Origin of the sequence: Pseudomonas ekonensis (assembly GCF_019145435.1) — a bacterium.
In the GTDB taxonomy this organism is placed as follows: domain Bacteria; phylum Pseudomonadota; class Gammaproteobacteria; order Pseudomonadales; family Pseudomonadaceae; genus Aquipseudomonas; species Aquipseudomonas ekonensis.
On sequence record NZ_JAHSTS010000003.1, the window covers coordinates 113,732 to 137,983 of the forward strand.

General features: G+C 60.9%; 23 protein-coding genes. 22 read left to right on the forward strand and 1 reads right to left on the reverse strand.

Going from position 1 to position 24,252, the window contains the following annotated elements:
* Window positions 1–32 precede the first annotated feature (32 nt).
* Window positions 33–1,556, reverse strand: coding sequence for a chromosomal replication initiator protein DnaA (gene dnaA / locus KVG96_RS24510; RefSeq protein ID WP_217894368.1), 1,524 nt, complete (start codon window positions 1,554–1,556; stop codon window positions 33–35).
* Between the two features lie 565 nt (window positions 1,557–2,121).
* Between dnaA and rpmH the strand changes: the two genes are divergently transcribed.
* The 22 genes from rpmH to KVG96_RS24620 all read left to right on the forward strand — a co-directional run bounded on the left by rpmH (window position 2,122) and on the right by KVG96_RS24620 (window position 24,247).
* Entirely contained in the window at window positions 2,122–2,256 is a 135-nt protein-coding gene (gene rpmH, locus KVG96_RS24515; RefSeq protein ID WP_013793569.1) for a 50S ribosomal protein L34, read from the forward strand.
* A gap of 16 nt (window positions 2,257–2,272) precedes the next feature.
* On the forward strand, window positions 2,273–2,674 hold the full coding sequence (rnpA, locus tag KVG96_RS24520; protein WP_170929990.1) for a ribonuclease P protein component: 402 nt from the start codon (window positions 2,273–2,275) through the stop codon (window positions 2,672–2,674).
* Window positions 2,667–2,912 carry a membrane protein insertion efficiency factor YidD gene (gene yidD / locus KVG96_RS24525; RefSeq protein WP_085579274.1) on the forward strand — a complete coding sequence of 82 codons (246 nt, stop codon included), beginning with the start codon at window positions 2,667–2,669 and terminating at the stop codon, window positions 2,910–2,912. The genes rnpA and yidD overlap by 8 nt, the downstream gene beginning before the upstream one ends.
* A 2-nt stretch (window positions 2,913–2,914) precedes the next feature.
* Window positions 2,915–4,597, forward strand: a complete 1,683-nt coding sequence (gene yidC, locus KVG96_RS24530) for a membrane protein insertase YidC (RefSeq protein WP_085579272.1) — start codon at window positions 2,915–2,917, stop codon at window positions 4,595–4,597.
* A 79-nt stretch (window positions 4,598–4,676) separates the two neighbouring features.
* Entirely contained in the window at window positions 4,677–6,047 is a 1,371-nt protein-coding gene (gene mnmE, locus KVG96_RS24535; RefSeq protein WP_217894369.1) for a tRNA uridine-5-carboxymethylaminomethyl(34) synthesis GTPase MnmE, read from the forward strand.
* Between the two features lie 554 nt (window positions 6,048–6,601).
* A complete protein-coding gene (gene mnmG, locus KVG96_RS24540; RefSeq protein ID WP_217894370.1) occupies window positions 6,602–8,500 on the forward strand; it encodes a tRNA uridine-5-carboxymethylaminomethyl(34) synthesis enzyme MnmG in 1,899 nt (632 codons plus the stop codon).
* Complete coding sequence (gene rsmG, locus KVG96_RS24545) at window positions 8,497–9,141, forward strand: 16S rRNA (guanine(527)-N(7))-methyltransferase RsmG (protein ID WP_217894371.1); 645 nt, start codon at window positions 8,497–8,499, stop codon at window positions 9,139–9,141. The genes mnmG and rsmG overlap by 4 nt, the downstream gene beginning before the upstream one ends.
* An 18-nt stretch (window positions 9,142–9,159) precedes the next feature.
* On the forward strand, window positions 9,160–9,957 hold the full coding sequence (locus KVG96_RS24550) for a ParA family protein (protein WP_085579263.1): 798 nt from the start codon (window positions 9,160–9,162) through the stop codon (window positions 9,955–9,957).
* Window positions 9,958–9,966: 9 nt separating this feature from the next.
* The gene (locus tag KVG96_RS24555) at window positions 9,967–10,839 is read left to right on the forward strand and encodes a ParB/RepB/Spo0J family partition protein (protein ID WP_085630347.1); all 873 of its coding nucleotides are present in this window, start codon (window positions 9,967–9,969) and stop codon (window positions 10,837–10,839) included.
* 148 nt (window positions 10,840–10,987) lie between these two features.
* Window positions 10,988–11,395: a F0F1 ATP synthase subunit I gene (locus KVG96_RS24560; protein WP_085579259.1), complete on the forward strand. Its 408-nt coding sequence runs from the start codon at window positions 10,988–10,990 to the stop codon at window positions 11,393–11,395.
* Window positions 11,396–11,411: 16 nt separating this feature from the next.
* Window positions 11,412–12,281: a F0F1 ATP synthase subunit A gene (atpB, locus tag KVG96_RS24565; protein ID WP_085579257.1), complete on the forward strand. Its 870-nt coding sequence runs from the start codon at window positions 11,412–11,414 to the stop codon at window positions 12,279–12,281.
* A 133-nt stretch (window positions 12,282–12,414) separates the two neighbouring features.
* Entirely contained in the window at window positions 12,415–12,672 is a 258-nt protein-coding gene (atpE, locus tag KVG96_RS24570; protein ID WP_003097235.1) for a F0F1 ATP synthase subunit C, read from the forward strand.
* A 58-nt stretch (window positions 12,673–12,730) separates the two neighbouring features.
* Entirely contained in the window at window positions 12,731–13,201 is a 471-nt protein-coding gene (locus tag KVG96_RS24575; RefSeq protein ID WP_085579255.1) for a F0F1 ATP synthase subunit B, read from the forward strand.
* A gap of 12 nt (window positions 13,202–13,213) precedes the next feature.
* On the forward strand, window positions 13,214–13,750 hold the full coding sequence (locus KVG96_RS24580) for a F0F1 ATP synthase subunit delta (RefSeq protein ID WP_085579253.1): 537 nt from the start codon (window positions 13,214–13,216) through the stop codon (window positions 13,748–13,750).
* A gap of 21 nt (window positions 13,751–13,771) precedes the next feature.
* Window positions 13,772–15,316 (forward strand): F0F1 ATP synthase subunit alpha, encoded by a 1,545-nt coding sequence (atpA, locus tag KVG96_RS24585; protein WP_085579251.1) that lies wholly within the window; start codon window positions 13,772–13,774, stop codon window positions 15,314–15,316.
* Window positions 15,317–15,366: 50 nt separating this feature from the next.
* Window positions 15,367–16,227 (forward strand): F0F1 ATP synthase subunit gamma, encoded by an 861-nt coding sequence (gene atpG, locus KVG96_RS24590; protein WP_085579249.1) that lies wholly within the window; start codon window positions 15,367–15,369, stop codon window positions 16,225–16,227.
* Between the two features lie 27 nt (window positions 16,228–16,254).
* Window positions 16,255–17,631 (forward strand): F0F1 ATP synthase subunit beta, encoded by a 1,377-nt coding sequence (gene atpD, locus KVG96_RS24595; RefSeq protein WP_065260117.1) that lies wholly within the window; start codon window positions 16,255–16,257, stop codon window positions 17,629–17,631.
* A 45-nt stretch (window positions 17,632–17,676) separates the two neighbouring features.
* On the forward strand, window positions 17,677–18,102 hold the full coding sequence (locus tag KVG96_RS24600; protein WP_085579247.1) for a F0F1 ATP synthase subunit epsilon: 426 nt from the start codon (window positions 17,677–17,679) through the stop codon (window positions 18,100–18,102).
* Between the two features lie 116 nt (window positions 18,103–18,218).
* Window positions 18,219–19,586, forward strand: a complete 1,368-nt coding sequence (gene glmU, locus KVG96_RS24605; protein ID WP_217894372.1) for a bifunctional UDP-N-acetylglucosamine diphosphorylase/glucosamine-1-phosphate N-acetyltransferase GlmU — start codon at window positions 18,219–18,221, stop codon at window positions 19,584–19,586.
* Between the two features lie 226 nt (window positions 19,587–19,812).
* On the forward strand, window positions 19,813–20,589 hold the full coding sequence (locus tag KVG96_RS24610; RefSeq protein WP_217894373.1) for a DeoR/GlpR family DNA-binding transcription regulator: 777 nt from the start codon (window positions 19,813–19,815) through the stop codon (window positions 20,587–20,589).
* Window positions 20,590–20,591: 2 nt separating this feature from the next.
* A complete protein-coding gene (glmS, locus tag KVG96_RS24615) occupies window positions 20,592–22,424 on the forward strand; it encodes a glutamine--fructose-6-phosphate transaminase (isomerizing) (protein WP_217894374.1) in 1,833 nt (610 codons plus the stop codon).
* Between the two features lie 638 nt (window positions 22,425–23,062).
* Window positions 23,063–24,247, forward strand: coding sequence for a Fic family protein (locus KVG96_RS24620; protein WP_225927565.1), 1,185 nt, complete (start codon window positions 23,063–23,065; stop codon window positions 24,245–24,247).
* The last annotated feature ends 5 nt before the right edge of the window (window positions 24,248–24,252 follow it).

Sequence of the window (24,252 nt, forward strand, 5' to 3'; positions counted from 1 at the left end):
TCCCTTGCCTCAATAAGCTGCGCTGGCGTTCATCAAGTGGTCAGTGTACGCAGCAGGTTCTTGTAGTCCTCGCGGATGTCCGCGTCGGATTCCTTAAGTTCGTTGATCTTGCGGCAGGCGTGCAGAACGGTGGTGTGGTCGCGGCCGCCGAACACATCGCCGATTTCCGGCAGGCTGTGGTTGGTCAGTTCCTTGGACAACGCCATGGCGACCTGACGCGGGCGCGCCACCGAGCGCGAACGGCGCTTGGACAGCAGATCGGAGATCTTGATCTTGTAGTACTCGGCGACGGTGCGCTGAATGTTATCCACAGAGACCAGCTTGTCCTGCAGCGCCAACAGATCCTTGAGGGATTCGCGGATCAGCTCGATGGTGATCTCGCGGCCCATGAAGTGCGAGTGGGCGATCACGCGCTTGAGCGCGCCTTCGAGCTCACGGACGTTGGAGCGGATGCGCTGGGCGATGAAGAACGCCGCATCGTGCGGCAGCTCGACCTTGGCCTGGTCCGCCTTCTTCATCAGGATCGCGACGCGGGTCTCCAGCTCCGGCGGCTCGACGGCCACGGTCAGGCCCCAGCCGAAACGGGACTTCAGGCGCTCTTCGAGGCCTTCGATCTCCTTCGGATAGCGGTCGCTGGTGAGGATCACCTGCTGGCCACCTTCAAGCAGGGCGTTGAAGGTGTGGAAAAACTCCTCCTGGGAGCGTTCCTTGCGGGCGAAGAACTGGATGTCGTCGATCAGCAGGGCGTCCACCGAACGGTAGAACCGCTTGAACTCGTTGATCGCGTTCAATTGCAGCGCCTTGACCATGTCGGCCACGAAACGCTCGGAATGCAGGTACACCACCTTGGCGTTCGGGTTCTTCTTCAACAGGTGGTTGCCCACCGCGTGCATCAAGTGGGTCTTACCCAGGCCGACGCCGCCGTACAGGAACAGCGGGTTGTAGCCGTGCTTGGGGTTGTCCGCCACCTGCCAGGCCGCCGCACGGGCGAGCTGGTTGGACTTGCCTTCGACGAAGTTCTCGAAGGTGAAGGTGCGGTTCAGGTAACTGGTGTGCTTGAGGGCGCCCTCGACCTGCACGGTGCGCTGTTCGGTACGAACCGGGGCCTGCTGGGAAGCGGCGCCGGCCATCGGATCGAAACTGTCGCGCGACGGCTCCTCGATGACCTCTTCGGCTTCGGCCTTCTGCGCAGCGCGCTTGGCCGGCGCTGCCACCGGGGCCGGTGCCACCGGGGCAGGCGCCGCATTCACCTGGGCCTGAGCCGCCGCTGCCGCCAGCGGAGCGTTCGGTGCGGCGCGGGGGGCCGAGCTGCGTTTGCTGCCTATTAATAAGGAAAGCGCCGGCGCCATGCCGTTGCCGTGCTCATCCAGCAGCTCGAGGACGCGTCCCAGGTACTTTTCGTTGACCCAGTCCAGAACAAAACGGTTGGGCGCATAGACGCGCAACTCGTCGCCTTCGGCTTCGACCTGCAGTGGACGGATCCAAGTGTTGAATTGCTGGGCAGGCAGCTCTTCGCGCAAAAGCTCCACGCACTGCTGCCAAAGTTCCACTGACACGGAGATCCCCTAAGTTGAAAGCCGGTGAGGCAAAAACAAGCGGCCATTGTAGCGGCGAGCCGTCCACTTATCCACACGCAGGTGACCCGATGGAGGCGAATTATCAATGCGTTAACCGGCAAAAAGGCGACCGACGGTGCTCCAGGGAGCTCTGTGGATAACCGCCGATGAGGGCACTGGACAACTGGGGGCAAAAGCGCGTGGATAACCCGCCTGTGGATAACAGCCCCTTGCATACACAGGTTTTCCGGCCTCGCGGCACAGGCTGACCACGGTTTTCCCGCGTAGTTGTCATTCTCTGTACATCAGGTGGAATATGGCCTCGACTCAGTTATCCACAGAAGGGGCGGAGACTAGCTTTAACAAGCTTTACAAAAAAGCTTTAAATTCTTCGCTTCTTTATTTTTATGTCTGCCGGCCGGGATCCGGGCCTTGAAACCGCTGCCGATCTGTTTATTAGGAAACGTTGGTTGGAAATTGACCTGAGGACTTGCTTTCTCTAGAATCCCCGGTCTCTTAAAACAGGGGCCATTCCGGCCGTTGTGGACGAACCAGGTAACACGACATGAAACGTACTTTCCAACCAAGCACTATCAAACGCGCTCGTACCCACGGTTTCCGTGCTCGCATGGCCACCAAGAACGGTCGTGCCGTCCTGTCGCGTCGTCGCGCCAAAGGCCGTGCGCGTCTGACCGTTTGATATCCCGGTACTGGAGGTGAGTCAGGACTTCAGTCGGGAAAAGCGTCTGCTTACACCCCGGCACTTCAAGGCAGTCTTTGACTCCCCTACCGGCAAGGTTCCGGGGAAAAATCTCCTGCTCCTTGCGCGCAACAACGATCTCGATCACCCCCGCCTCGGGCTGGTCATCGGGAAAAAGAGCGTAAAGCTCTCCGTCGAGCGCAATCGCCTCAAACGCCTGATGCGCGAATCGTTCCGTCTGAACCAGGATTCACTGGTCGGCTGGGACATCGTCATCGTCGCGCGCAAAGGTTTGGGCGACGTGGAAAACCCCGAATTGATCCAACATTTCGGCAAGCTCTGGAAACGCCTGGCGCGCAACAAGCCGGCATCTCCAGCCAAAACCGAAACTGTGGGGGCTGACAGTCCAGATGCGTAAACTGGCGCTCGTTCCGATCCGGTTCTATCGCTATGCCATTAGTCCGCTGATGGCCAGTCACTGTCGTTTTTACCCCAGCTGTTCTTGCTACGCGTACGAAGCCATCGAAAATCATGGCCTTCTGCGCGGTGGCTGGCTGACCTTTCGTCGTTTAGGTCGCTGTCATCCGTGGAATCCCGGTGGTTATGACCCGGTTCCACCTGTCCCTACCTCCCGTTCTTCTTCGATGGCCGAGTAATCATGGATATCAAACGCACGGTCCTGATCGTCGCCCTGGCAATCGTGTCCTACGTCATGGTTCTTAAATGGAACCAGGACTACGGTCAAACTGCCCTGCCGACTCAGAATGTTGCCTCGAGCACGACCACATCTGGCTTGCCGGACACCGCAACCGGCAATAACGCCTCCGCCAACGACGACATTCCGCACGCCGCGAGCGACAGCAACGCGCCGGCCGAAGCGCCGGTCGCCGTCAGCAAGGACCTGATCCAGATCAAGACCGACGTGCTCGATCTGGCGATCGATCCACAGGGCGGTGACGTCGCTCAACTGACCCTGCCGCTGTATCCGCGTCGCCAGGACCGTCCGGACGTGCCGTTCCAGCTGTTCGACAACGGCGGCGAGCGCATCTACCTGGCGCAAAGCGGCCTGATCGGCACCAACGGCCCGGATGCAAACCCGGCCGGCCGTCCGCTGTACGCGTCGGAGAAGAAGACTTATCAACTGGCCGACGGTCAGGACCAACTGGTCGTCGACCTGAAGTTCAGCAAGGACGGCGTCAACTACATCAAGCGTTTCACCCTGAAGCGCGGCCTGTACGACGTGACCGTTTCCTACCTGATCGACAACCAGAGCGCACAACCCTGGACTGGCGCGATGTTCGCCCAGCTCAAGCGTGACGCCAGCGCCGATCCTTCGTCCACAACCGCCACCGGCACCGCGACCTACCTGGGCGCCGCCCTGTGGACAAGTTCCGAGCCGTACAAGAAAGTGTCCATGAAGGACATGGACAAGGGTCAGCTCAAGGAAACCGTCAACGGTGGTTGGGTCGCCTGGCTGCAGCACTACTTCGTGACCGCGTGGGTCGCTCCCAAGGGCGAAAGCAACATCGTCCAGACCCGCAAGGACAGCAAAGGCAACTACATCATCGGCTACACCGGCTCCACGTTGACCGCTGCGCCAGGCGCCAAGGTCGAAACCAGCGCCGTGCTGTACGCAGGTCCCAAGAGCCAGGCCGTCCTGAAAGAGTTGTCCCCAGGCCTGGAACTGACCGTTGACTACGGCATCCTGTGGTTCATCGCCCAGCCGATCTTCTGGCTGCTGCAACATATCCACAGCATCGTCGGCAACTGGGGCTGGTCGATCATCTTCCTGACCATGCTGATCAAGGGCCTGTTCTTCCCGCTGTCCGCCGCCAGCTACAAGTCCATGGCCCGCATGCGCGCCGTGGCACCGAAACTGGCCGCACTGAAGGAACAGCATGGCGACGACCGGCAGAAAATGTCGCAAGCCATGATGGAGCTGTACAAGAAAGAGAAGATCAACCCGCTGGGCGGCTGCCTGCCGATCCTGGTGCAGATGCCGGTCTTCCTCTCGCTGTACTGGGTACTGCTCGAAAGCGTGGAAATGCGCCAGGCGCCGTTCATGCTGTGGATCACCGACCTGTCGATCAAAGATCCGTTCTTCATCCTGCCGATCATCATGGGCGCCACCATGTTCATACAGCAGAAGCTGAACCCGACGCCGCCGGATCCGATGCAGGCCAAGGTGATGAAAATGATGCCGATCATCTTCACCTTCTTCTTCCTGTGGTTCCCGGCCGGCCTGGTGCTGTACTGGGTTGTGAACAACTGCCTGTCGATTGCCCAACAGTGGTACATCACGCGTAAGATCGAATCGGCGACGAAAAAAGCCGAGGCGTAACTTACTCTGTGGATAACCACTCAAAACGCCCCCTAGTGGGGCGTTTTGCTATCTGCCACTTTTGTCTGGATACCGGTTTATGAGCGCACCTCGTGAAACCATCGCCGCCGTCGCCACTGCCCAGGGGCGCGGCGGCGTGGGCATCGTCCGCATTTCCGGCCCGTTGGCCGGTGCCGCGGCGAAAGCCATCAGCGGCCGCGAACTGAAACCCCGGTTCGCCCACTACGGCCCGTTCTTCAGCGCCGGCCGAGAGGTGCTGGACGAAGGGCTGGCGCTGTATTTCCCGGGCCCCAATTCCTTCACCGGCGAAGACGTGCTGGAACTGCAGGGGCATGGCGGCCCGATCGTGCTGGACATGCTGCTCAAGCGTTGCCTGGAACTGGGCTGCCGCCTGGCCCGTCCTGGAGAATTCAGCGAACGCGCGTTCCTCAACGACAAGCTCGACCTGGCCCAGGCCGAAGCCATCGCCGACCTGATCGAGGCCAGTTCCGCGCAAGCCGCACGCAACGCATTGCGCTCCCTGCAGGGCGCGTTCTCCCAGCGTGTGCATGAACTCACCGAACAACTGATCGGCCTGCGCATCTATGTGGAGGCCGCCATCGACTTCCCTGAGGAAGAGATCGACTTTCTCGCCGATGGCCATGTGCTGAGCATGCTCGACAAGGTGCGTGACGACTTGTCCACCGTGCTGCGTGAAGCCGGGCAGGGCGCATTGTTGCGCGACGGCATGACGGTCGTGATCGCCGGCCGGCCGAACGCCGGCAAATCCAGCCTGCTCAATGCGCTGGCCGGCCGCGAAGCGGCGATCGTGACCGAGATCGCCGGCACGACCCGGGACATCCTGCGCGAACATATCCACATCGACGGCATGCCGTTGCATGTCGTGGACACCGCCGGTCTGCGCGACACCGACGACCATGTGGAAAAGATCGGCGTCGAACGCGCCCTCAAAGCCATCAACGAAGCGGACCGGGTGCTGCTGGTGGTCGATGCGACCGCGCCAGAAGCTGCCGACCCGTTCGCCCTGTGGCCGGAATTCCTGGAAACGAAGCCGGATCCGGCCCGCGTCACCCTGATCCGCAACAAGGCTGACCTGACCGGGGAAGCGATCGCCCTGGAAGTCAGCGACGATGGCCATGTCACGATCAGCCTCAGCGCGAAGTCGGCGGGCGAGGGGCTTGAGCTGCTGCGCGAACACCTCAAGGCCTGCATGGGCTACGAACAGACAGCGGAAAGCAGCTTCAGCGCCCGACGCCGGCACCTGGAAGCCCTGCGTCACGCCAGTGCGGCGCTGGAGCACGGCCGCGCGCAACTGACCCTCGCCGGCGCCGGTGAGCTGCTGGCCGAAGACTTGCGTCAGGCCCAGCAATCCCTGGGAGAAATCACCGGCGCGTTCAGTTCGGACGACCTGCTGGGGCGGATCTTCTCCAGCTTCTGCATCGGCAAGTAATCTCTGCAGTCCCCCTCAGACAGGCCCGTTCGCGGCCTGTCTGCCCTTCCTCCCAATCCTTCCTCCCTCCAAATGCCGGCCAGACACGTTCTGTCCGGGCGGATTTTCCGTGCCCGAAGCGTTCTCGTTCGTCTGATTTCTGTGGATCAAGCCCTGTGAATAACTGCCGATGAGGTCAGTTGATAACAGGGCCTGAAAACTGGATATAACCGCATCTGTGGATAACGACCCCTTTCATCCACAGGCTTAAGGCGGTTATCCCAATGGCTCCGTGGTACATGGGCACAGAGTTATGAATCTCTGTACAGATTGAAAATAAAGGCGTTCAGCCAGTTATCCACAGATAGGGCGGGGCCTAAGAATAAACATAAAAACAAGGTTTTATACATTTCTTTCCTTTTTAATTTTTTTGTCCGCGATTTTTCCACAACTGGTTAAATTTTGTGCAAAGGGTTCTTTAGGAAAGGCGAAGTCCCTATACTTGCCGACCAGGTCCAGAAACCTGAGATCGAATTTTTCCTTAAATACCTACTTAAGCAGGCACGAGGTGCGTGGTGGATTTCCCTTCCCGTTTTGAAGTGATCGTCATCGGCGGCGGTCATGCCGGTACCGAGGCAGCACTGGCGTCAGCGCGCATGGGGGCAAAGACCCTGTTGCTGACGCACAACGTGGAAACCCTCGGCGCCATGAGCTGCAACCCGGCCATCGGCGGCATCGGCAAGAGCCATCTGGTCAAGGAAATCGACGCCCTCGGCGGCGCGATGGCCATGGCCACCGACCTGGGCGGCATTCAGTTCCGCGTATTGAACAGCCGCAAAGGGCCGGCGGTACGGGCGACCCGCGCGCAGGCCGACCGGATCCTGTACAAGGCCGCTGTCCGCGAGATCCTGGAAAACCAGCCCAACCTGTGGATATTCCAACAGGCCGCCGACGACCTGATCGTCGAGCAGGAACAAGTGCGCGGCGTCGTCACCCAAATGGGCCTGCGTTTCTTCGCCGACTCCGTGGTGCTGACCACCGGCACGTTCCTCGGCGGACTTATCCACATCGGTCTGCAGAACTATTCCGGCGGCCGCGCCGGCGATCCGCCCTCGATCGCCCTGGCCCGTCGCCTGCGCGAATTGCCGCTGCGCGTCGGTCGCCTGAAGACCGGTACGCCGCCGCGCATCGACGGCCGGTCTGTGGATTTCTCGGTGATGACCGAGCAGCCGGGCGACACGCCGATCCCGGTCATGTCGTTCCTGGGCAACAAGGAACAGCATCCGCGGCAGGTCAGTTGCTGGATCACCCACACCAACGCGCGCACCCACGAGATCATCGCGGCGAACCTCGACCGTTCGCCGATGTACTCCGACGCCGGCGAGATCGAGGGCATCGGTCCGCGCTACTGCCCGTCGATCGAAGACAAGATCCACCGCTTCGCCGACAAGGAAAGCCATCAGGTGTTCATCGAGCCTGAAGGCCTGACCACCCATGAGCTGTACCCGAACGGGATATCCACAAGCCTGCCGTTCGACGTGCAGCTGCAGATCGTGCAATCGATCCGCGGCATGGAGAACGCGCACATCGTGCGTCCGGGCTATGCGATCGAGTACGACTACTTCGACCCTCGCGACCTGAAGTACAGCCTGGAGACCAAAGTCATCGGCGGCCTGTTCTTCGCCGGCCAGATCAACGGCACCACGGGCTACGAAGAGGCCGGCGCCCAAGGCCTGCTGGCCGGGGCCAACGCCGCGCTGCGGGCCAAGGGCAAAGAAGCCTGGTGCCCGCGCCGCGACGAGGCGTACATCGGCGTGCTGGTCGACGACCTGATCACCCTCGGCACCCAAGAGCCGTACCGCATGTTCACGTCCCGCGCCGAGTACCGGCTGATCCTGCGCGAAGACAACGCCGACCTGCGCCTGACCGAAAAAGGCCGGGAACTGGGCCTGGTCGATGACGCGCGTTGGGCGGCGTTCTGCAAGAAGCGCGAAGGCATCGAGCTGGAAGAGCAGCGGCTGAAAAGCACTTGGGTTCGCCCGGGCACGCCCCAGGGCGATGCGGTCGCCGAAAAGTTCGGCACGCCGCTGACCCACGAATACAACCTGCTCAACCTCTTGAGCCGTCCGGAAATCGACTACGCTGGTCTGGTCGAAGTGACCGGGCAGGGCGCCGAAGATCCACAGGTCGCCGAACAGGTCGAGATCAAGACCAAGTACGCCGGCTACATCGACCGGCAGCAGGATGAGATCGCCCGCCTGCGCGCCAGCGAAGACACGAAACTGCCTGTGGATATCGATTACGCGAGCATTTCCGGTCTCTCCAAGGAGATTCAGGGCAAGCTCGGCGCGACCCGCCCTGAGACCCTGGGCCAGGCGTCGCGGATTCCGGGCGTCACCCCGGCGGCGATTTCCCTGTTGATGATTCATTTGAAAAAACGCGGCGCGGGCCGTCAGTTGGAGCAAAGCGCTTGAGTTCTAAGGTCACTTCGCAACACGCCGAAGAGTTATCCACAGGAGCCCGTGCGCTCGGTGTCAACCTCAGCGAAATCCAGCACGAGAAACTGCTGGGTTACCTGGCCCTGTTGATCAAATGGAACCAGGCCTACAACCTGACCGCCGTGCGCGATCCGGACGAGATGGTTTCCCGTCACCTGCTCGACAGCCTGAGCGTGATGCCGTTCATCGAAAACGGCCGTTGGCTGGACGTGGGCAGCGGCGGCGGCATGCCGGGCATCCCGTTGTCGATCCTGTATCCGGACGCGCAAGTGACCTGCCTGGACGCCAACGGCAAGAAGACCCGCTTCCTGACCCAGGTCAAACTCGAACTCAAACTGGATAACCTGCAAGTTGTCCACAGCCGGGTCGAAGCCTTCCAGCCTGCGCAGCCGTTCAACGGGATCATTTCCCGGGCGTTCAGCAGCATGGAGAACTTCACCGGCTGGACCCGCCACCTCGGCGACGCCGACACACGCTGGCTGGCAATGAAGGGCGTCCATCCGGCCGATGAGCTGGTAGCATTGCCGGCAGACTTCAAACTCGATAGCGAACACGCCCTGGCCGTACCCGGTTGCCAAGGCCAACGCCATCTGCTGATACTGCGCCGCACGGCATGATTGGGAACACAAGCAAGAATGGCTAAGGTATTCGCGATAGCGAACCAGAAGGGTGGCGTGGGCAAGACCACCACCTGCATCAACCTCGCAGCATCCCTGGTCGCGACCAAGCGCCGGGTGCTGCTGATCGATCTCGATCCACAGGGCAACGCCACCATGGGCAGCGGTGTGGATAAGCATGGCCTGGAAAACTCGGTCTACGACCTGCTGATCGGCGAATGCGACCTGGCCCAGGCCATGCACTTTTCCGAGCACGGCGGCTACCAGCTGCTGCCGGCCAACCGCGACCTGACCGCGGCGGAAGTGGTCCTCCTGGAAATGCAGATGAAGGAAAGCCGCCTGCGCAGCGCCTTGGCGCCCATCCGCGAGAACTACGACTACATCCTGATCGACTGCCCGCCGTCGCTGTCGATGCTCACGCTCAACGCGCTGGTGGCCGCCGATGGCGTGATCATCCCCATGCAGTGCGAGTACTACGCGCTCGAAGGCTTGAGCGACCTTGTGGATAACATCAAGCGCATCGCCGAACTGCTGAACCCCAACCTCAAGATCGAGGGGCTGCTGCGCACCATGTTCGACCCGCGCCTGAGCCTGATGAACGACGTCTCCGCGCAGCTCAAGGAGCACTTCGGCGATCAGCTGTACGACACGGTGATCCCGCGCAACGTGCGCCTGGCCGAAGCGCCGAGCTACGGCATGCCGGCCCTGGCCTACGACAAGCAATCGCGCGGTGCGCTGGCCTACCTGGCCCTGGCCGGCGAGATGGTTCGCCGCCAGCGCAAGAATTCACGCATCGCCGCCGCCCAGCCAACTTAAGGAATCCCCATGGCCGTCAAGAAACGAGGTCTCGGACGTGGACTGGATGCACTGCTGAGCGGTCCGAGCGTCAGCGCACTGGAAGAGCAGGCGGCGCAGGCCGATCTGCGCGAACTGCAGCACCTGCCGCTGGACCTGCTCCAGCGCGGCAAGTACCAACCGCGCCGGGACATGGATCCGCAAGCGCTCGAAGAGCTGGCGCAATCGATCAAGGCCCAGGGCGTGATGCAGCCGATCGTGGTGCGCCCCATCGGCAGCGGCCGCTTCGAAATCATCGCCGGCGAGCGCCGCTGGCGCGCCAGCCAGCAGGCCGGGCAGGAAACCATCCCGGCGATGGTGCGCGACGTGCCGGACGAAACGGCCATCGCCATCGCGCTGATCGAGAACATCCAGCGCGAAGACCTGAACCCGATCGAAGAAGCGATCGCCCTGCAGCGCCTGCAGCAGGAATTCCAGCTGACCCAGCAACAGGTCGCCGAGGCTGTGGGCAAGTCCCGCGTCACCGTGGCCAACCTGCTGCGGCTGATCGCCTTGCCTGAAGTGATCAAGACCATGCTGTCCCACGGCGACCTGGAAATGGGGCACGCCCGTGCCTTGCTCGGTCTGCCGGACAATCAGCAGGTCGAAGGGGCGCGACATGTTGTCGCACGCGGCCTCACCGTGCGCCAAACCGAGGCACTGGTCCGGCAATGGCTGAGCGGCAAACCGCAGCCTGCGGAGCCGGCCAAACCGGACCCGGACATCGCCCGCCTCGAACAGCGTCTGGCCGAGCGCCTAGGCTCTGCGGTGCAGATCCGCCACGGCAAGAAGGGCAAGGGTCAGTTGGTGATCGGCTACAACTCCCTCGACGAGCTTCAGGGCGTGCTTGCACACATCCGCTGAAACAATTCCTCTTGTAGCGCGCAGTCGGAAATCACTACCTGACAGTTGAATAGGGGCAGAACCGCCCCTATACTCTGCGCGCATTTTGTCGGCACAAATTATGCCAAGTTATTGAATTTCGGCAGCCGACCATTGGAGAGCAACAGTGATGGAAACCCGCACGCCAAACCGCTTGCCTTTCCATCGCCTGGCGGTTTTTCCGGTGCTGATGGCTCAGTTGGTCATTCTGCTGATCGCCGCTTTGGCGCTTTGGCAATGGCGCGGAGTCGTTGCCGGATACTCGGGTCTTTGCGGAGGCCTGATAGCCTTGCTGCCCAATGTTTATTTCGCTCACAAGGCATTTCGGTTTTCCGGCGCCCGAGCAGCCCAGTCCATCGTCCGGTCTTTTTACGCCGGCGAGGCAGGCAAACTGATTTTGACGGCAGTGCTGTTTGCACTGGTGTTTGCAGGTGTGAAGCCATTGGCGCCGATCGCTGTGTTCGGCGCGTTCGTGCTGACCCAGTCGGTCAGCTGGTTCGCTCCCCTGCTGATGAGAACAAGACTTTCGAGACCTTAGGGCGTTTGAGGCAACCATGGCAGAAACAACGGCTTCGGGCTATATCCAGCACCACTTGCAGAACCTGACCTTCGGTCAGCTACCCAACGGCGGCTGGGGCTTTGCCCACACCGCGGCAGAAGCCAAGGAAATGGGTTTCTGGGCTTTCCACGTCGATACCCTCGGCTGGTCGGTTGCCCTGGGCCTGATCTTCGTATTCCTGTTCCGCATGGCGGCCAAGAAGGCGACCTCCGGTCAGCCGGGCGCGCTGCAGAACTTCGTCGAAGTCCTGGTCGAGTTCGTCGACGGCAGCGTGAAGGACAGCTTCCATGGCCGCAGCCCGGTGATCGCACCGCTGGCGCTGACCATCTTCGTCTGGGTGTTCCTGATGAACGCCGTCGACCTGGTACCGGTCGACTGGATCCCTCAGCTGGCCATCCTGATCTCCGGTGACCATCACATCCCGTTCCGCGCCGTGTCGACCACCGACCCGAACGCGACCCTGGGCATGGCGTTCTCGGTTTTCGCACTGATCATCTTCTACAGCATCAAGGTCAAGGGCATCGGCGGCTTCATCGGCGAGCTGACCCTGCACCCGTTCGGCAGCAAGAACATCCTGGTTCAGGCGCTCCTGATTCCGGTGAACTTCCTGCTGGAATTCGTGACCCTGATCGCCAAACCGATCTCTCTGGCACTGCGTCTGTTCGGCAACATGTATGCCGGCGAGCTGGTGTTCATCCTGATCGCCGTGATGTTCGGCTCCGGCCTGCTGTGGCTGAGCGGCCTGGGCGTTGCGCTGCAGTGGGCGTGGGCTGTGTTCCACATCCTGATCATCACCCTGCAGGCGTTCATCTTCATGATGCTGACCATCGTCTACCTGTCGATGGCGCACGAAGAAAACCATTAAGGGCAGCTTCGGCTGGCCTGATGTCCCTCCCGGTCAAACGGGAGGGGGCCCTTGACAGGGCCTCTGAAACGATTTGTTTTACCGCTTTAATCTAAAAAACCTAAACCATACGACGTAAAAGTCGGGAGGAAAGATGGAAACTGTAGTTGGTCTAACCGCTATCGCTGTTGCACTGTTGATCGGCCTGGGCGCACTGGGTACCGCAATTGGTTTCGGCCTGCTGGGCGGCAAGTTCCTGGAAGGCGCTGCGCGTCAGCCGGAAATGGTTCCAATGCTGCAAGTCAAAATGTTCATCGTTGCCGGTCTGCTCGACGCCGTAACCATGATCGGTGTTGGTATCGCTCTGTTCTTCACCTTTGCGAACCCGTTCGTTGGTCAGATCGCTGGCTGATTACTCGGAGTTTCCGGGTAATTTGGTGTGATGGACAACGTAACTGCGAGGTGTTGGCGTGAACATTAATGCGACCCTGATTGGCCAGTCCGTTGCGTTCCTGATTTTTGTACTGTTCTGCATGAAGTTCGTATGGCCTCCGGTCATCGCGGCTCTGCACGAACGTCAAAAGAAGATCGCTGATGGTCTGGACGCTGCCAGCCGTGCAGCTCGCGACCTGGAGTTGGCCCAAGAGAAAGCGGGTCAGCAACTGCGCGAAGCGAAAGCCCAGGCAGCTGAAATCATCGAGCAAGCCAAGAAGCGCGGTAACCAGATCGTTGACGAAGCCCGTGAACAGGCTCGCGTCGAAGCTGACCGTGTGAAGGCTCAGGCTCAGGCCGAGATCGAACAGGAACTGAACAGTGTCAAAGACGCGCTGCGTGCCCAAGTGGGCAGCCTGGCCGTCGGCGGCGCTTCGAAGATCCTGGGCAAGTCAATCGATCAAAACGCGCACGCAGAGCTGGTTAACCAACTGGCTGCTGAAATCTAAGCGAGGGCGATCATGGCAGAACTGACCACGTTGGCCCGACCTTACGCTAAGGCGGCCTTCGAGCACGCTCAGGCCCACCAGCAACTGGCCAATTGGTCAGCCATGCTCGGCCTGGCAGCAGCGGTGTCGCAAGACGGCACCATGCAGCGCGTGCTCAAGGCCCCGCGACTGACGAGCGCAGAAAAGGCCGCCACGTTCATTGACGTGTGCGGCGACAAGTTTGATGACAAGGCACAGAACTTCATCCACGTCGTTGCCGAAAACGACCGTCTCCCGCTGTTGCCGGAGATCGCCGCCCTGTTCGACCTGTACAAGGCCGAGCAGGAGAAATCGGTAGATGTGGAAGTCACCAGTGCATTCGCATTGAACCAAGAACAGCAAGACAAACTCGCCAAGGTTCTCAGTGCACGACTCAACCGGGAAGTGCGCCTGCAGGTCGAGGAAGACAGCTCCCTTATCGGGGGCGTCGTCATCCGCGCCGGCGACCTGGTTATCGATGGCTCAGTTAGCGGCAAACTCGCGAAACTGGCCGAAGCATTGAAATCTTGAGTTTGAAGGGGCAGCAGAGCAATGCAGCAACTCAATCCTTCCGAAATTAGTGAAATTATCAAGGGCCGCATCGAAAAGCTCGATGTGACCTCCCAAGCCCGTAACGAAGGCACTGTCGTCAGCGTATCTGACGGCATCGTGCGGATCCACGGTCTGGCCGACGTCATGTACGGCGAGATGATCGAGTTTCCGGGCGGCGTCTACGGTATGGCCCTCAACCTGGAGCAAGACTCCGTAGGTGCCGTTGTACTGGGCGCATACACCAGTCTGGCTGAAGGCATGAGCGCCAAGTGCACCGGCCGCATCCTGGAAGTTCCTGTCGGTAAGGAACTGCTGGGTCGCGTCGTCGACGCACTGGGCAACCCTGTCGACGGCAAAGGTCCGCTGAACAACACCGAGACCGACGCGGTCGAGAAAGTTGCTCCGGGCGTGATCTGGCGTAAGTCGGTAGACCAGCCTGTACAGACTGGCTACAAGGCTGTCGATGCCATGATCCCTGTCGGCCGTGGCCAGCGTGAGCTGATCATCGGTGACCGTCAGATCGGCAAGACCGCTCTGGCGATCGACGCGATCATCAACCAGAAAGACAGCGGCATTTTCTGCGTCTACGTAGCCGTTGGTCAGAAGCAATCGACCATCGCCAACGTGGTTCGCAAGCTGGAAGAGAACGGCGCACTGGCCAACACCATCATCGTTGCCGCCAGCGCCTCGGAATCCGCCGCACTGCAATTCCTGGCTCCTTACGCCGGTTGCACCATGGGCGAATTCTTCCGCGACCGCGGCGAAGACGCACTGATCGTTTACGATGACCTGTCCAAGCAGGCCGTTGCCTACCGTCAGATCTCCCTGCTGCTGCGCCGTCCGCCAGGACGCGAAGCGTACCCAGGCGACGTGTTCTATCTCCACTCCCGTCTGCTGGAGCGCGCATCCCGCGTTTCGGAAGAGTACGTCGAGAAGTTCACCAACGGCGCAGTGACCGGCAAAACCGGCTCCCTGACCGCTCTGCCGATCATCGAAACCCAGGCGGGCGACGTTTCCGCGTTCGTTCCGACCAACGTGATCTCCATCACCGACGGTCAGATCTTCCTGGAATCGGCCATGTTCAACTCGGGCATCCGCCCTGCAGTGAACGCCGGTGTTTCGGTATCCCGTGTGGGTGGTGCCGCTCAGACCAAGATCATCAAGAAGCTGTCGGGCGGTATCCGTACCGCGCTGGCCCAGTACCGTGAACTGGCGGCATTCGCCCAGTTCGCCTCGGACCTGGACGAAGCGACCCGCAAGCAACTCGAGCATGGTCAGCGCGTTACCGAGCTGATGAAGCAGAAGCAATACGCGCCGATGTCGATCGCCGACATGTCGCTGTCGCTGTATGCCGCTGAGCGTGGGTTCCTGACCGACATCGAAATCGCCAAAGTCGGCAGCTTCGAGCAAGCGCTGATTGCTTACTTCAACCGCGATCACGCCGATTTGATGGCCAAGATCAACGTGAAGGGTGACTTCAATGACGAAATCGACGCTGGCCTCAAAGCCGGTATCGAGAAGTTCAAGGCCACCCAAACCTGGTAAGCCGCAGCGGGAGCCGCAAGGCTCCCGCTTGCTAACCTGATAGGTGTTACATGGCAGGCGCAAAAGAGATTCGCAGTAAGATTGCGAGCATCAAAAGCACGCAAAAAATTACCAGCGCCATGGAAAAAGTGGCGGTCAGCAAAATGCGCAAGGCACAACTGCGCATGGCTGCTAGCCGTCCTTATGCGGAGCGTATCCGCCAGGTAATTGGGCATCTGGCCAACGCCAACCCGGAATACCGCCATCCGTTCATGATCGACCGCGAAGTGAAGCGTGTCGGCTATGTCGTGGTGAGCAGTGACCGTGGTCTGTGCGGCGGCTTGAACACCAACCTGTTCAAGGCCCTGGTCAAGGACATGACGGTAAACCGCGAAAACGGCGTCGAGATTGATCTGTGCGTTGTAGGCAGCAAGGGTGCGGCGTTTTTCCGCAACTTCGGCGGTAACGTCGTTGCAGCCATCAGCCACTTGGGTGAAGAGCCGTCGATCAATGACCTGATCGGCAGCGTCAAGGTAATGCTGGATGCCTACCTGGAAGGCCGTATCGACCGCCTGTCCGTGGTGTCCAACAAGTTCGTCAACACCATGACGCAGACGCCGACCGTGGAGCAGTTGATTCCACTGGTGGCGACCCCGGATCAAGAACTCAAGCACCACTGGGACTATCTCTACGAACCGGACGCCAAAGAGCTGCTTGACGGCCTGATGGTGCGTTACGTGGAGTCGCAGGTGTACCAGGCGGTGGTCGAGAACAACGCGGCTGAACAAGCTGCGCGGATGATCGCGATGAAGAACGCCACCGACAACGCCGGTGATTTGATCAGCGATTTGCAGCTGATCTACAACAAGGCGCGTCAGGCTGCGATCACCCAAGAGATCTCGGAAATCGTCGGCGGCGCTGCCGCGGTTTAACGGTTCAAATATTCAGAGGATCCAGCTATGAGTAGCGGACGTATCGTTCAAATCATCGGCGCCGTCATCGACGTGGAATTCCCACGCGACAGCGTACCGAGCATCTACGACGCCTTGAAGGTTCAAGGCGCCGAAACCACCCTGGAAGTTCAGCAGCAGCTGGGCGACGGCGTGGTTCGTACCATTGCGATGGGCTCGACCGAAGGCCTGAAGCGTGGTCTGGACGTCAACAACACTGGCGCAGCCATCTCCGTACCGGTCGGTAAAGCGACCCTGGGCCGGATCATGGACGTGCTGGGCAACCCGATCGACGAAGCCGGCCCGATCGGCGAAGAAGAGCGCTGGGGCATCCACCGCGCCGCTCCTTCCTTCGCGGAACAAGCCGGCGGCAACGACCTGCTCGAAACCGGCATCAAGGTTATCGACCTGGTCTGCCCGTTCGCCAAGGGCGGTAAAGTCGGTCTGTTCGGTGGTGCCGGTGTAGGCAAGACCGTAAACATGATGGAACTGATCCGTAACATCGCCATCGAGCACAGCGGTTACTCCGTGTTCGCCGGTGTGGGCGAGCGTACCCGTGAGGGTAACGACTTCTACCACGAGATGAAGGACTCCAACGTTCTGGACAAAGTGGCACTGGTCTACGGCCAGATGAACGAGCCGCCGGGAAACCGTCTGCGCGTAGCCCTGACCGGCCTGACCATGGCCGAGAAGTTCCGTGACGAAGGTAACGACGTTCTGCTGTTCGTCGACAACATCTACCGTTACACCCTGGCCGGTACCGAAGTGTCCGCACTGCTGGGCCGTATGCCATCGGCGGTAGGTTATCAGCCGACCCTGGCTGAAGAGATGGGCGTGCTGCAAGAGCGCATCACTTCGACCAAGCAAGGTTCGATCACCTCGATCCAGGCCGTATACGTACCTGCGGACGACCTGACCGACCCGTCGCCGGCGACCACCTTCGCCCACCTGGACGCCACCGTCGTTCTGTCCCGTGACATCGCTTCCCTGGGTATCTACCCGGCGGTAGACCCACTGGACTCGACTTCGCGTCAGCTGGATCCGAACGTGATCGGCAACGAGCACTACGAAACCGCTCGCGGCGTTCAGTACGTGCTGCAGCGCTACAAAGAGCTGAAGGACATCATTGCGATCCTGGGCATGGACGAGCTGTCGGAAACCGACAAGCAGTTGGTGGCCCGCGCCCGTAAGATCCAGCGCTTCTTGTCGCAGCCGTTCTTCGTGGCTGAAGTCTTCACCGGTGCTTCGGGTAAATACGTTTCCCTGAAGGACACCATTGCTGGCTTCAAAGGCATCCTCAACGGTGACTACGACCACCTGCCGGAACAAGCGTTCTACATGGTTGGCGGCATCGAAGAAGCGATCGAGAAAGCCAAGAAACTGTAATCCCGGCGCCCGGCAACGGGCGCTAATTTAGGTTGAGGCAATCAGATGGCTATGACAGTCCATTGCGACATCGTCAGTGCGGAAGGGGAAATCTTTTCCGGCCTGGTCGAGATGGTGATTGCGCACGGTGCACTGGGTGATCTGGGTATCGCCCTGGGTCACGCGCCGCTGATCACCAATCTCAAGCCGGGTCCGATCCGCCTGATCAAGCAAGGCGGGGATGCCGAGGTGTTCTACATCTCCGGCGGTTTCCTCGAGGTTCAGCCGAACATGGTCAAGGTTCTCGCCGACACCGTGCAACGTGCTGCCGACCTGGATGAAGCCTCTGCTCAGGAAGCCGTCAAGGCCGCCGAGCGGGCTCTGCACGACAAAGGCGCTGATTTCGATTACGGCGCTGCGTCCGCACGTCTGGCCGAGGCCGCAGCTCAGCTGCGTACCGTCCAGCAGATCCGCAAGAAGTTCGGTGGTTAATCCACCGGTCGCTTGTTGTGCGATTGTTAAAAAAGGGTAGCCTCGGCTACCCTTTTTTATTTCCGATTTTCACAACCCGGTCGCAGTCGCTGACCACCCAGGATTGGTAGCCAGTCATGTCTCTTGAAATCGTTATCCTCGCGGCCGGCCAAGGCACCCGCATGCGTTCGGCGCTGCCGAAGGTGCTGCATCCGATCGCCGGCAATTCCATGCTTGGCCATGTTATCCACAGCGCCCGCCAGCTGGAGCCGCAGCGCATCCATGTGGTGATCGGGCACGGCGCCGATGCGGTGCGCGAACGCCTGGCGGCCGATGACCTGAATTTCGTGCTGCAGGACAAGCAACTGGGCACCGGCCACGCGGTGGCCCAAGCCGTGCCGTTCATCCAGGCCGATACCGTGCTGATCCTCTACGGCGATGTGCCGCTGATTGAAGTCGACACCCTGCGCCGCTTGCTGAAGCAGGCAGGCCCCGAGCAGTTGGGGCTGCTGACCGTCGAGCTTGACGACCCGACCGGTTACGGCCGCATCGTGCGCGACGCCGACGGCAAGGTCACGGCCATCGTCGAGCAGAAGGACGCCAACGAGGCCCAGCGGGCCATCACCGAAGGCAACACCGGCATTCTGGCCCTGCCGTTCCGGCGCATGGGCGACTGGATGGGCCGGCTTTCCAACAACAACGCCCAGGGCGAGTACTACCTGACGGACGTGATCGCCATGGCGGTCAGCGACGGCCTGGTGGTGGCCACCGAGCAGCCTGACGATGCGATGGAAGTGCAGGGCGCCAACGACCGCAAGCAGCTGTCCGAACTGGAGCGCCACTATCAGTTGCGCGCCGGCCGCCGGCTGATGGCCCAGGGCGTGACGCTGCGCGACCCGGCCCGTTTCGATGTGCGCGGTGAGGTGACTGTCGGTCGGGACGTGCTGATCGACATCAACGTCATTCTCGAAGGCAAGGTGGTCATCGAGGACGACGTGGTCATCGGCCCGAACTGCGTGATCAAGGACAGCACCCTGCGCAAGGGCGCGGTGGTCAAGGCCAACAGCCACCTCGAAGGCGCGGTGCTGGGCGAAGGCAGCGATGCCGGCCCGTTCGCCCGCCTGCGTCCGGGCACCGTGCTGGAGGCCCGCGCCCATGTGGGTAACTTCGTCGAACTGAAGAACGCCCACATGGGCGAAGGCGCCAAGGCCGGGCACCTGACCTACCTGGGCGATGCGCAGATCGGCGCCCGCACCAACATCGGCGCCGGCACCATCACCTGCAACTACGATGGTGCCAACAAGTGGAAAACCGTACTGGGCGAGGATGTGTTCATCGGTTCCAACAATTCGCTGGTGGCGCCTGTGGATATCTCCGCCGGTGCGACCACGGCGGCCGGTTCGACCATCACCCAGAATGTGGATAAGGCCCAATTGGCGGTCGGCCGCGCAAAACAGCGCAACATCGATGGCTGGAAGCGCCCGGAGAAGGTCAAGAAGGGCTGAGTTATCCACATCGGCAGGTGGGCCGACAGTTATACACAGCTCGGATGCACAGCTCGGCTCATTCCTTTCGCGGGCAAGCCCGCTCCCACAGGTTACGTGAGAATCATTGTGGGAGGCTTGCCCGCGAAGCTTTTCCACAGAAGAAATTCCTGCGGCAGGCTTGACCATTTCTCACTGATAGGTTTTGATTGCGCTCATTATCTTTCGAATCGAAACTTAATCGGCCATGTCGAAACGTAATACGCCCCAACGCCGCCACAACATCCTGGCCTTGCTCAACGAGCAGGGCGAAGTGAGTGTGGATGAACTGGCGAAACGCTTCGAAACCTCCGAAGTTACGATTCGCAAGGATCTGGCCGCACTGGAAAGCCATGGCCTGCTGTTGCGCCGTTACGGCGGCGCCATCACCATGCCGCAGGAACTGGTGGCGGACACCAGCCAGAACGTCTCGAAATACAAGCAGGCCATCGCCCGCGCTGCGGTCAAACGCATCCGCGAACACGCCCGCATCATCATCGACAGCGGCAGCACCACCGCCGCCATGATCCCGGAACTCGGCCATCAGCCGGGCCTGGTGGTCATGACCAACTCCCTTCACGTCGCCAATGCCTTGAGCGAACTCGAGCACGAACCCGTGCTGCTGATGACCGGCGGCACCTGGGATCCGCATTCGGAATCCTTTCAGGGCCAGGTCGCCGAGCAGGTACTACGCTCATACGACTTCGACCAGTTGTTCATCGGCGCCGACGGCATCGACCTGGTGCGCGGCACCACGACGTTCAACGAACTGCTCGGCCTGAGCCGGGTGATGGCCGAAGTGGCGCGGGAGGTGATCGTGATGGTCGAGGCCGACAAGATCGGCCGCAAGATTCCCAACCTGGAGCTGCCCTGGAGCAGCGTCCATACCCTCATCACCGATGATCGCCTGCCCCAGGAGGCACGGGATCAGATACAGGCCCGCGGCATCAATTTGATTTGCGCGACTGTCAGTCAGGAGAAATAAGCATGTGTGGAATTGTCGGCGCCGTCGCTGAACGCAGCATCACCGCCATCCTGCTCGAAGGCCTCAAGCGCCTGGAATACCGGGGCTACGACAGCGCCGGCGTGGCGGTGTACACCAATGCCAACACCCTGGAGCGCACCCGCCGCGTGGGCAAGGTCAGCGAACTGGACGCGGCGCTGGCCGAGCATCCGCTGGTCGGTCGCCTGGGCATTGCCCACACCCGCTGGGCCACCCACGGCGCACCGAGCGAGCGTAACGCCCACCCGCATTTCTCCGGCGACATCGCCGTGGTGCACAACGGCATCATCGAGAACCACGAAGCCCTGCGCGAGCAACTGAAGGCGCTCGGGTATGTGTTTTCCTCGGACACCGACACCGAAGTCATCGCCCACCTGCTCAACCACAAGCTCAAGGAGCTCAAGGATCTGACCGTCGCCCTCAAGGCCACCGTCAAAGAACTGCACGGCGCCTACGGCCTGGCGGTGATCAGCGCGCAGCAGCCCGATCGCGTGGTCGCCGCCCGCAGCGGCAGCCCGCTGGTGATCGGTCTGGGTCTGGGCGAGAACTTCCTCGCCTCCGACCAACTGGCCCTGCGTCAGGTCACCGACCGCTTCATGTACCTGGAAGAGGGCGACATCGCCGACATCCGCCGCGACAGCGTGCAGATCTGGGACGTTAACGGCCAAGCCGTCGAGCGCCAGACCGTGCAGTACAGCGACGGTGCCGAAGCCGCCGACAAGGGCGAGTTCCGCCACTACATGCTCAAGGAAATCCACGAACAGCCAACGGTGGTGCAGCGTACCCTGGAAGGCCGCCTGAGCCAGGACCAGGTCCTCGTTCAAGCCTTCGGCCCACAGGCGGCGGAGCTGTTCGCCAAGGTGCGCAACGTGCAGATCGTCGCATGCGGCACCAGCTACCACGCCGGCATGGTCGCCCGTTACTGGCTCGAAGAGCTGGCCGGCATTCCCTGCCAGGTCGAAGTCGCCAGCGAGTTCCGCTACCGCAAGGTGGTGGTGCAGCCGGACACCCTGTTCGTCACCATTTCCCAGTCCGGCGAAACCGCCGACACCCTGGCGGCGCTGCGCAACGCCAAGGAACTGGGCTTTCTCGCCAGCCTGGCGATCTGCAACGTCGGCATCAGCTCGCTGGTGCGCGAATCCGACCTGACCCTGCTGACCCAGGCCGGCCGCGAAATCGGCGTGGCCTCGACCAAGGCCTTCACCACCCAACTGGTGGGCCTGCTGCTGCTCACCCTGTCCCTGGGCCAGGTGCGCGGCACCCTGGGCGCCGGCGTCGAAGCCACCCTGGTGGAAGAACTGCGCCGCCTGCCGACCCGCCTCGGCGAGGCGCTGGCCATGGACAACACCGTGGAAAAGATCTCCGAACTGTTCGCCGAGAAGAACCACACCCTGTTCCTGGGCCGTGGCGCGCAATTCCCGGTGGCGATGGAAGGGGCCCTGAAACTCAAGGAGATCTCCTACATCCACGCCGAGGCCTACCCGGCCGGCGAGCTCAAGCACGGCCCGCTGGCGCTGGTGGACAACGACATGCCGGTGGTCACCGTCGCGCCGAACAACGAACTGCTGGAGAAGCTCAAGTCCAACCTGCAGGAAGTCCGCGCCCGCGGCGGCGAACTGATCGTGTTCGCCGACGAAAAGGCCGGGATGTCCAACGGCGAAGGCACCCACGTGGTGCAGATGCCGCACATCAACGACATCCTGTCGCCGATCCTCTACACCATCCCGCTGCAACTGCTGTCGTACTACGTCGCCGTGCTCAAGGGCACCGACGTGGATCAGCCGCGCAACTTGGCGAAGTCGGTGACGGTGGAGTGATTTGAAGGCGTGGGAGTGCGACGTGTGGGTATTAGAGAATAAAAACTGGCACAGGAGCCTTGGGAGGCCTGGATAAGCCATCCATAGGGGTTAGCTGAAGTCACTACTGCTCAGTGTGCTCGGCGTGCTCGGTGTCCTCGCCGTGCTGCCGGGTATTGGGTGTGGGAACAGGGGCTGGGGGGAGGAGATCAGACCTACTTTTTGCGCCCGAAGGAACCGTCATGGTCGATCCTGGCGACGGCATTGAGGTAGTAGCCGCTTTACTCGGATCCCATCATCCACATTGCTGGCTTAGCTCAGTGAGCATGAGGCGAACCTGAGAAGGCCAGCGAAAACCAAGTGAGGTTTTGGGGTAATGAGGGTGGTGGGGAGCGCGCCCGTGCCAGCGATGACTTACTTACCCCAATGTGGATTTGATCCGGCATCATCCAGAATGGTCGCACTCCCACGCAGGAGTTTTCCCAACTTGAACCCGTCGTATGCAAAAGAACCAGGAAATACCCGAAAAAATATCCGCAAACTACCTAGAATATAGACATTTCCTACATGACTCTAAGCTAGGTAAATATGGGCTTTGAGCGTAATCTGAAATCCGCAAAAATATCCGCGATTTTGGAGGTCTGATGGACGCTCGGCCCATGTCTGGAAACCACTGGCTCGAACCGCTTCTGCCGGTGTTTCCGAGCGAAATCCTGCAATTGGCTGAGCAAGTACCCTTTCAGGCGGGGAAGCTGAGCGCGATGGTCGCCCCGCAGATGATCCGGCGTGTGGGGGGCTTGCTGCGGGTGACCAGCAGTTTCTACAGCAACCTCATCGAAGGTCAGTTCACCGAACCGGTGACGCTGGCAGCCACGGCCCCCAAGCGTCACCGCAAGGAGCTGGCAGAGCTTGCGACGACGCATATCGACACGCAGCAGGCGTTCGAGCGGGCGTTGACGCTTCACAGGGATCTTCCTTGGGAGGCCTTGTTCAGTCCGGGATTCGTGGGGCGCATTCATCAGCGGCTCTTTCAGGGCGTCAACGATGATCAGTTGAGATTGAGTGATGGCAGTCTGTTGGTGCCCGGCGAGTTGCGCGACGTGGCTGGGCGTGAAGTGTCGGTGGGCAACCACGCAGCGCCGCATTGTCAATCCGTGACGCCGATGCTCGCCCGAATGCAGCAGGTCTATGGCCGTTTGCCCGATGCCCGCAGCCGGCTGTTGGCCGTCATGGCCTATCACCACCGATTGGCGTGGGTGCATCCGTTTGTCGATGGAAACGGCCGTACCGTCAGACTGGTGACCCATTTGCAGTTGCACAAGCTGGGGCTGGTTTCGCCGCTGTGGTCGTTGTCCCGGGGACTTGCCCGGCAGCAGGGAACCTACTACGCAAGGCTGGCCAATGCCGACCAGCCCCGGCGGGGCGACCTGGACGGTCGAGGACAACTGACACAAGCCGGACTGTTCGAATTTGTCGGCTTCATGCTCGAAACCTGTCTGGATCAGATGCGCTACACCGAACAGGCGCTGGGCGTGTCGAACATGCGCGAAAGGCTGCATACGGTCTTTGCTTGGGATGAGCAGATCAAAAGGGCCGGCATCAAGCTGGAGTCCGCACGTGCGATGCATGTCTTGCTGACTCAGGGCGTCTTGAGCCGGGCGGATTTCAAGATATTCACAGGCCTGTCCGACCGGGCGGCGACGGATCAGTTGAAAGGCCTGGTGCAGCTTGGCTTGGTGGAAAGCGCGACGCCCAAGGCCCGTGATGTGTACCCGGGCTTGCCGGTCTGGTTTGCGCAGTTGCTGTTCCCGAATCTGCATCAACGGATGGTTTCCGCCAGCTAGGAGTC

What these genes read in the sequence shown, in the direction of transcription:
- rpmH (WP_013793569.1), top strand. Translation starts at nt 2,122, where the DNA reads ATGAAACGTACTTTCCAACCAAGCACTATCAAACGCGCTCGTACCCAC.
- yidD (WP_085579274.1), top strand. Translation starts at nt 2,667, where the DNA reads ATGCGTAAACTGGCGCTCGTTCCGATCCGGTTCTATCGCTATGCCATT.
- yidC (WP_085579272.1), top strand. Translation starts at nt 2,915, where the DNA reads ATGGATATCAAACGCACGGTCCTGATCGTCGCCCTGGCAATCGTGTCC.
- mnmE (WP_217894369.1), top strand. Translation starts at nt 4,677, where the DNA reads ATGAGCGCACCTCGTGAAACCATCGCCGCCGTCGCCACTGCCCAGGGG.
- KVG96_RS24550 (WP_085579263.1), top strand. Translation starts at nt 9,160, where the DNA reads ATGGCTAAGGTATTCGCGATAGCGAACCAGAAGGGTGGCGTGGGCAAG.
- KVG96_RS24555 (WP_085630347.1), top strand. Translation starts at nt 9,967, where the DNA reads ATGGCCGTCAAGAAACGAGGTCTCGGACGTGGACTGGATGCACTGCTG.
- KVG96_RS24560 (WP_085579259.1), top strand. Translation starts at nt 10,988, where the DNA reads ATGGAAACCCGCACGCCAAACCGCTTGCCTTTCCATCGCCTGGCGGTT.
- atpB (WP_085579257.1), top strand. Translation starts at nt 11,412, where the DNA reads ATGGCAGAAACAACGGCTTCGGGCTATATCCAGCACCACTTGCAGAAC.
- atpE (WP_003097235.1), top strand. Translation starts at nt 12,415, where the DNA reads ATGGAAACTGTAGTTGGTCTAACCGCTATCGCTGTTGCACTGTTGATC.
- KVG96_RS24580 (WP_085579253.1), top strand. Translation starts at nt 13,214, where the DNA reads ATGGCAGAACTGACCACGTTGGCCCGACCTTACGCTAAGGCGGCCTTC.
- atpA (WP_085579251.1), top strand. Translation starts at nt 13,772, where the DNA reads ATGCAGCAACTCAATCCTTCCGAAATTAGTGAAATTATCAAGGGCCGC.
- atpG (WP_085579249.1), top strand. Translation starts at nt 15,367, where the DNA reads ATGGCAGGCGCAAAAGAGATTCGCAGTAAGATTGCGAGCATCAAAAGC.
- atpD (WP_065260117.1), top strand. Translation starts at nt 16,255, where the DNA reads ATGAGTAGCGGACGTATCGTTCAAATCATCGGCGCCGTCATCGACGTG.
- KVG96_RS24600 (WP_085579247.1), top strand. Translation starts at nt 17,677, where the DNA reads ATGGCTATGACAGTCCATTGCGACATCGTCAGTGCGGAAGGGGAAATC.
- glmU (WP_217894372.1), top strand. Translation starts at nt 18,219, where the DNA reads ATGTCTCTTGAAATCGTTATCCTCGCGGCCGGCCAAGGCACCCGCATG.
- KVG96_RS24610 (WP_217894373.1), top strand. Translation starts at nt 19,813, where the DNA reads ATGTCGAAACGTAATACGCCCCAACGCCGCCACAACATCCTGGCCTTG.
- glmS (WP_217894374.1), top strand. Translation starts at nt 20,592, where the DNA reads ATGTGTGGAATTGTCGGCGCCGTCGCTGAACGCAGCATCACCGCCATC.
- KVG96_RS24620 (WP_225927565.1), top strand. Translation starts at nt 23,063, where the DNA reads ATGTCTGGAAACCACTGGCTCGAACCGCTTCTGCCGGTGTTTCCGAGC.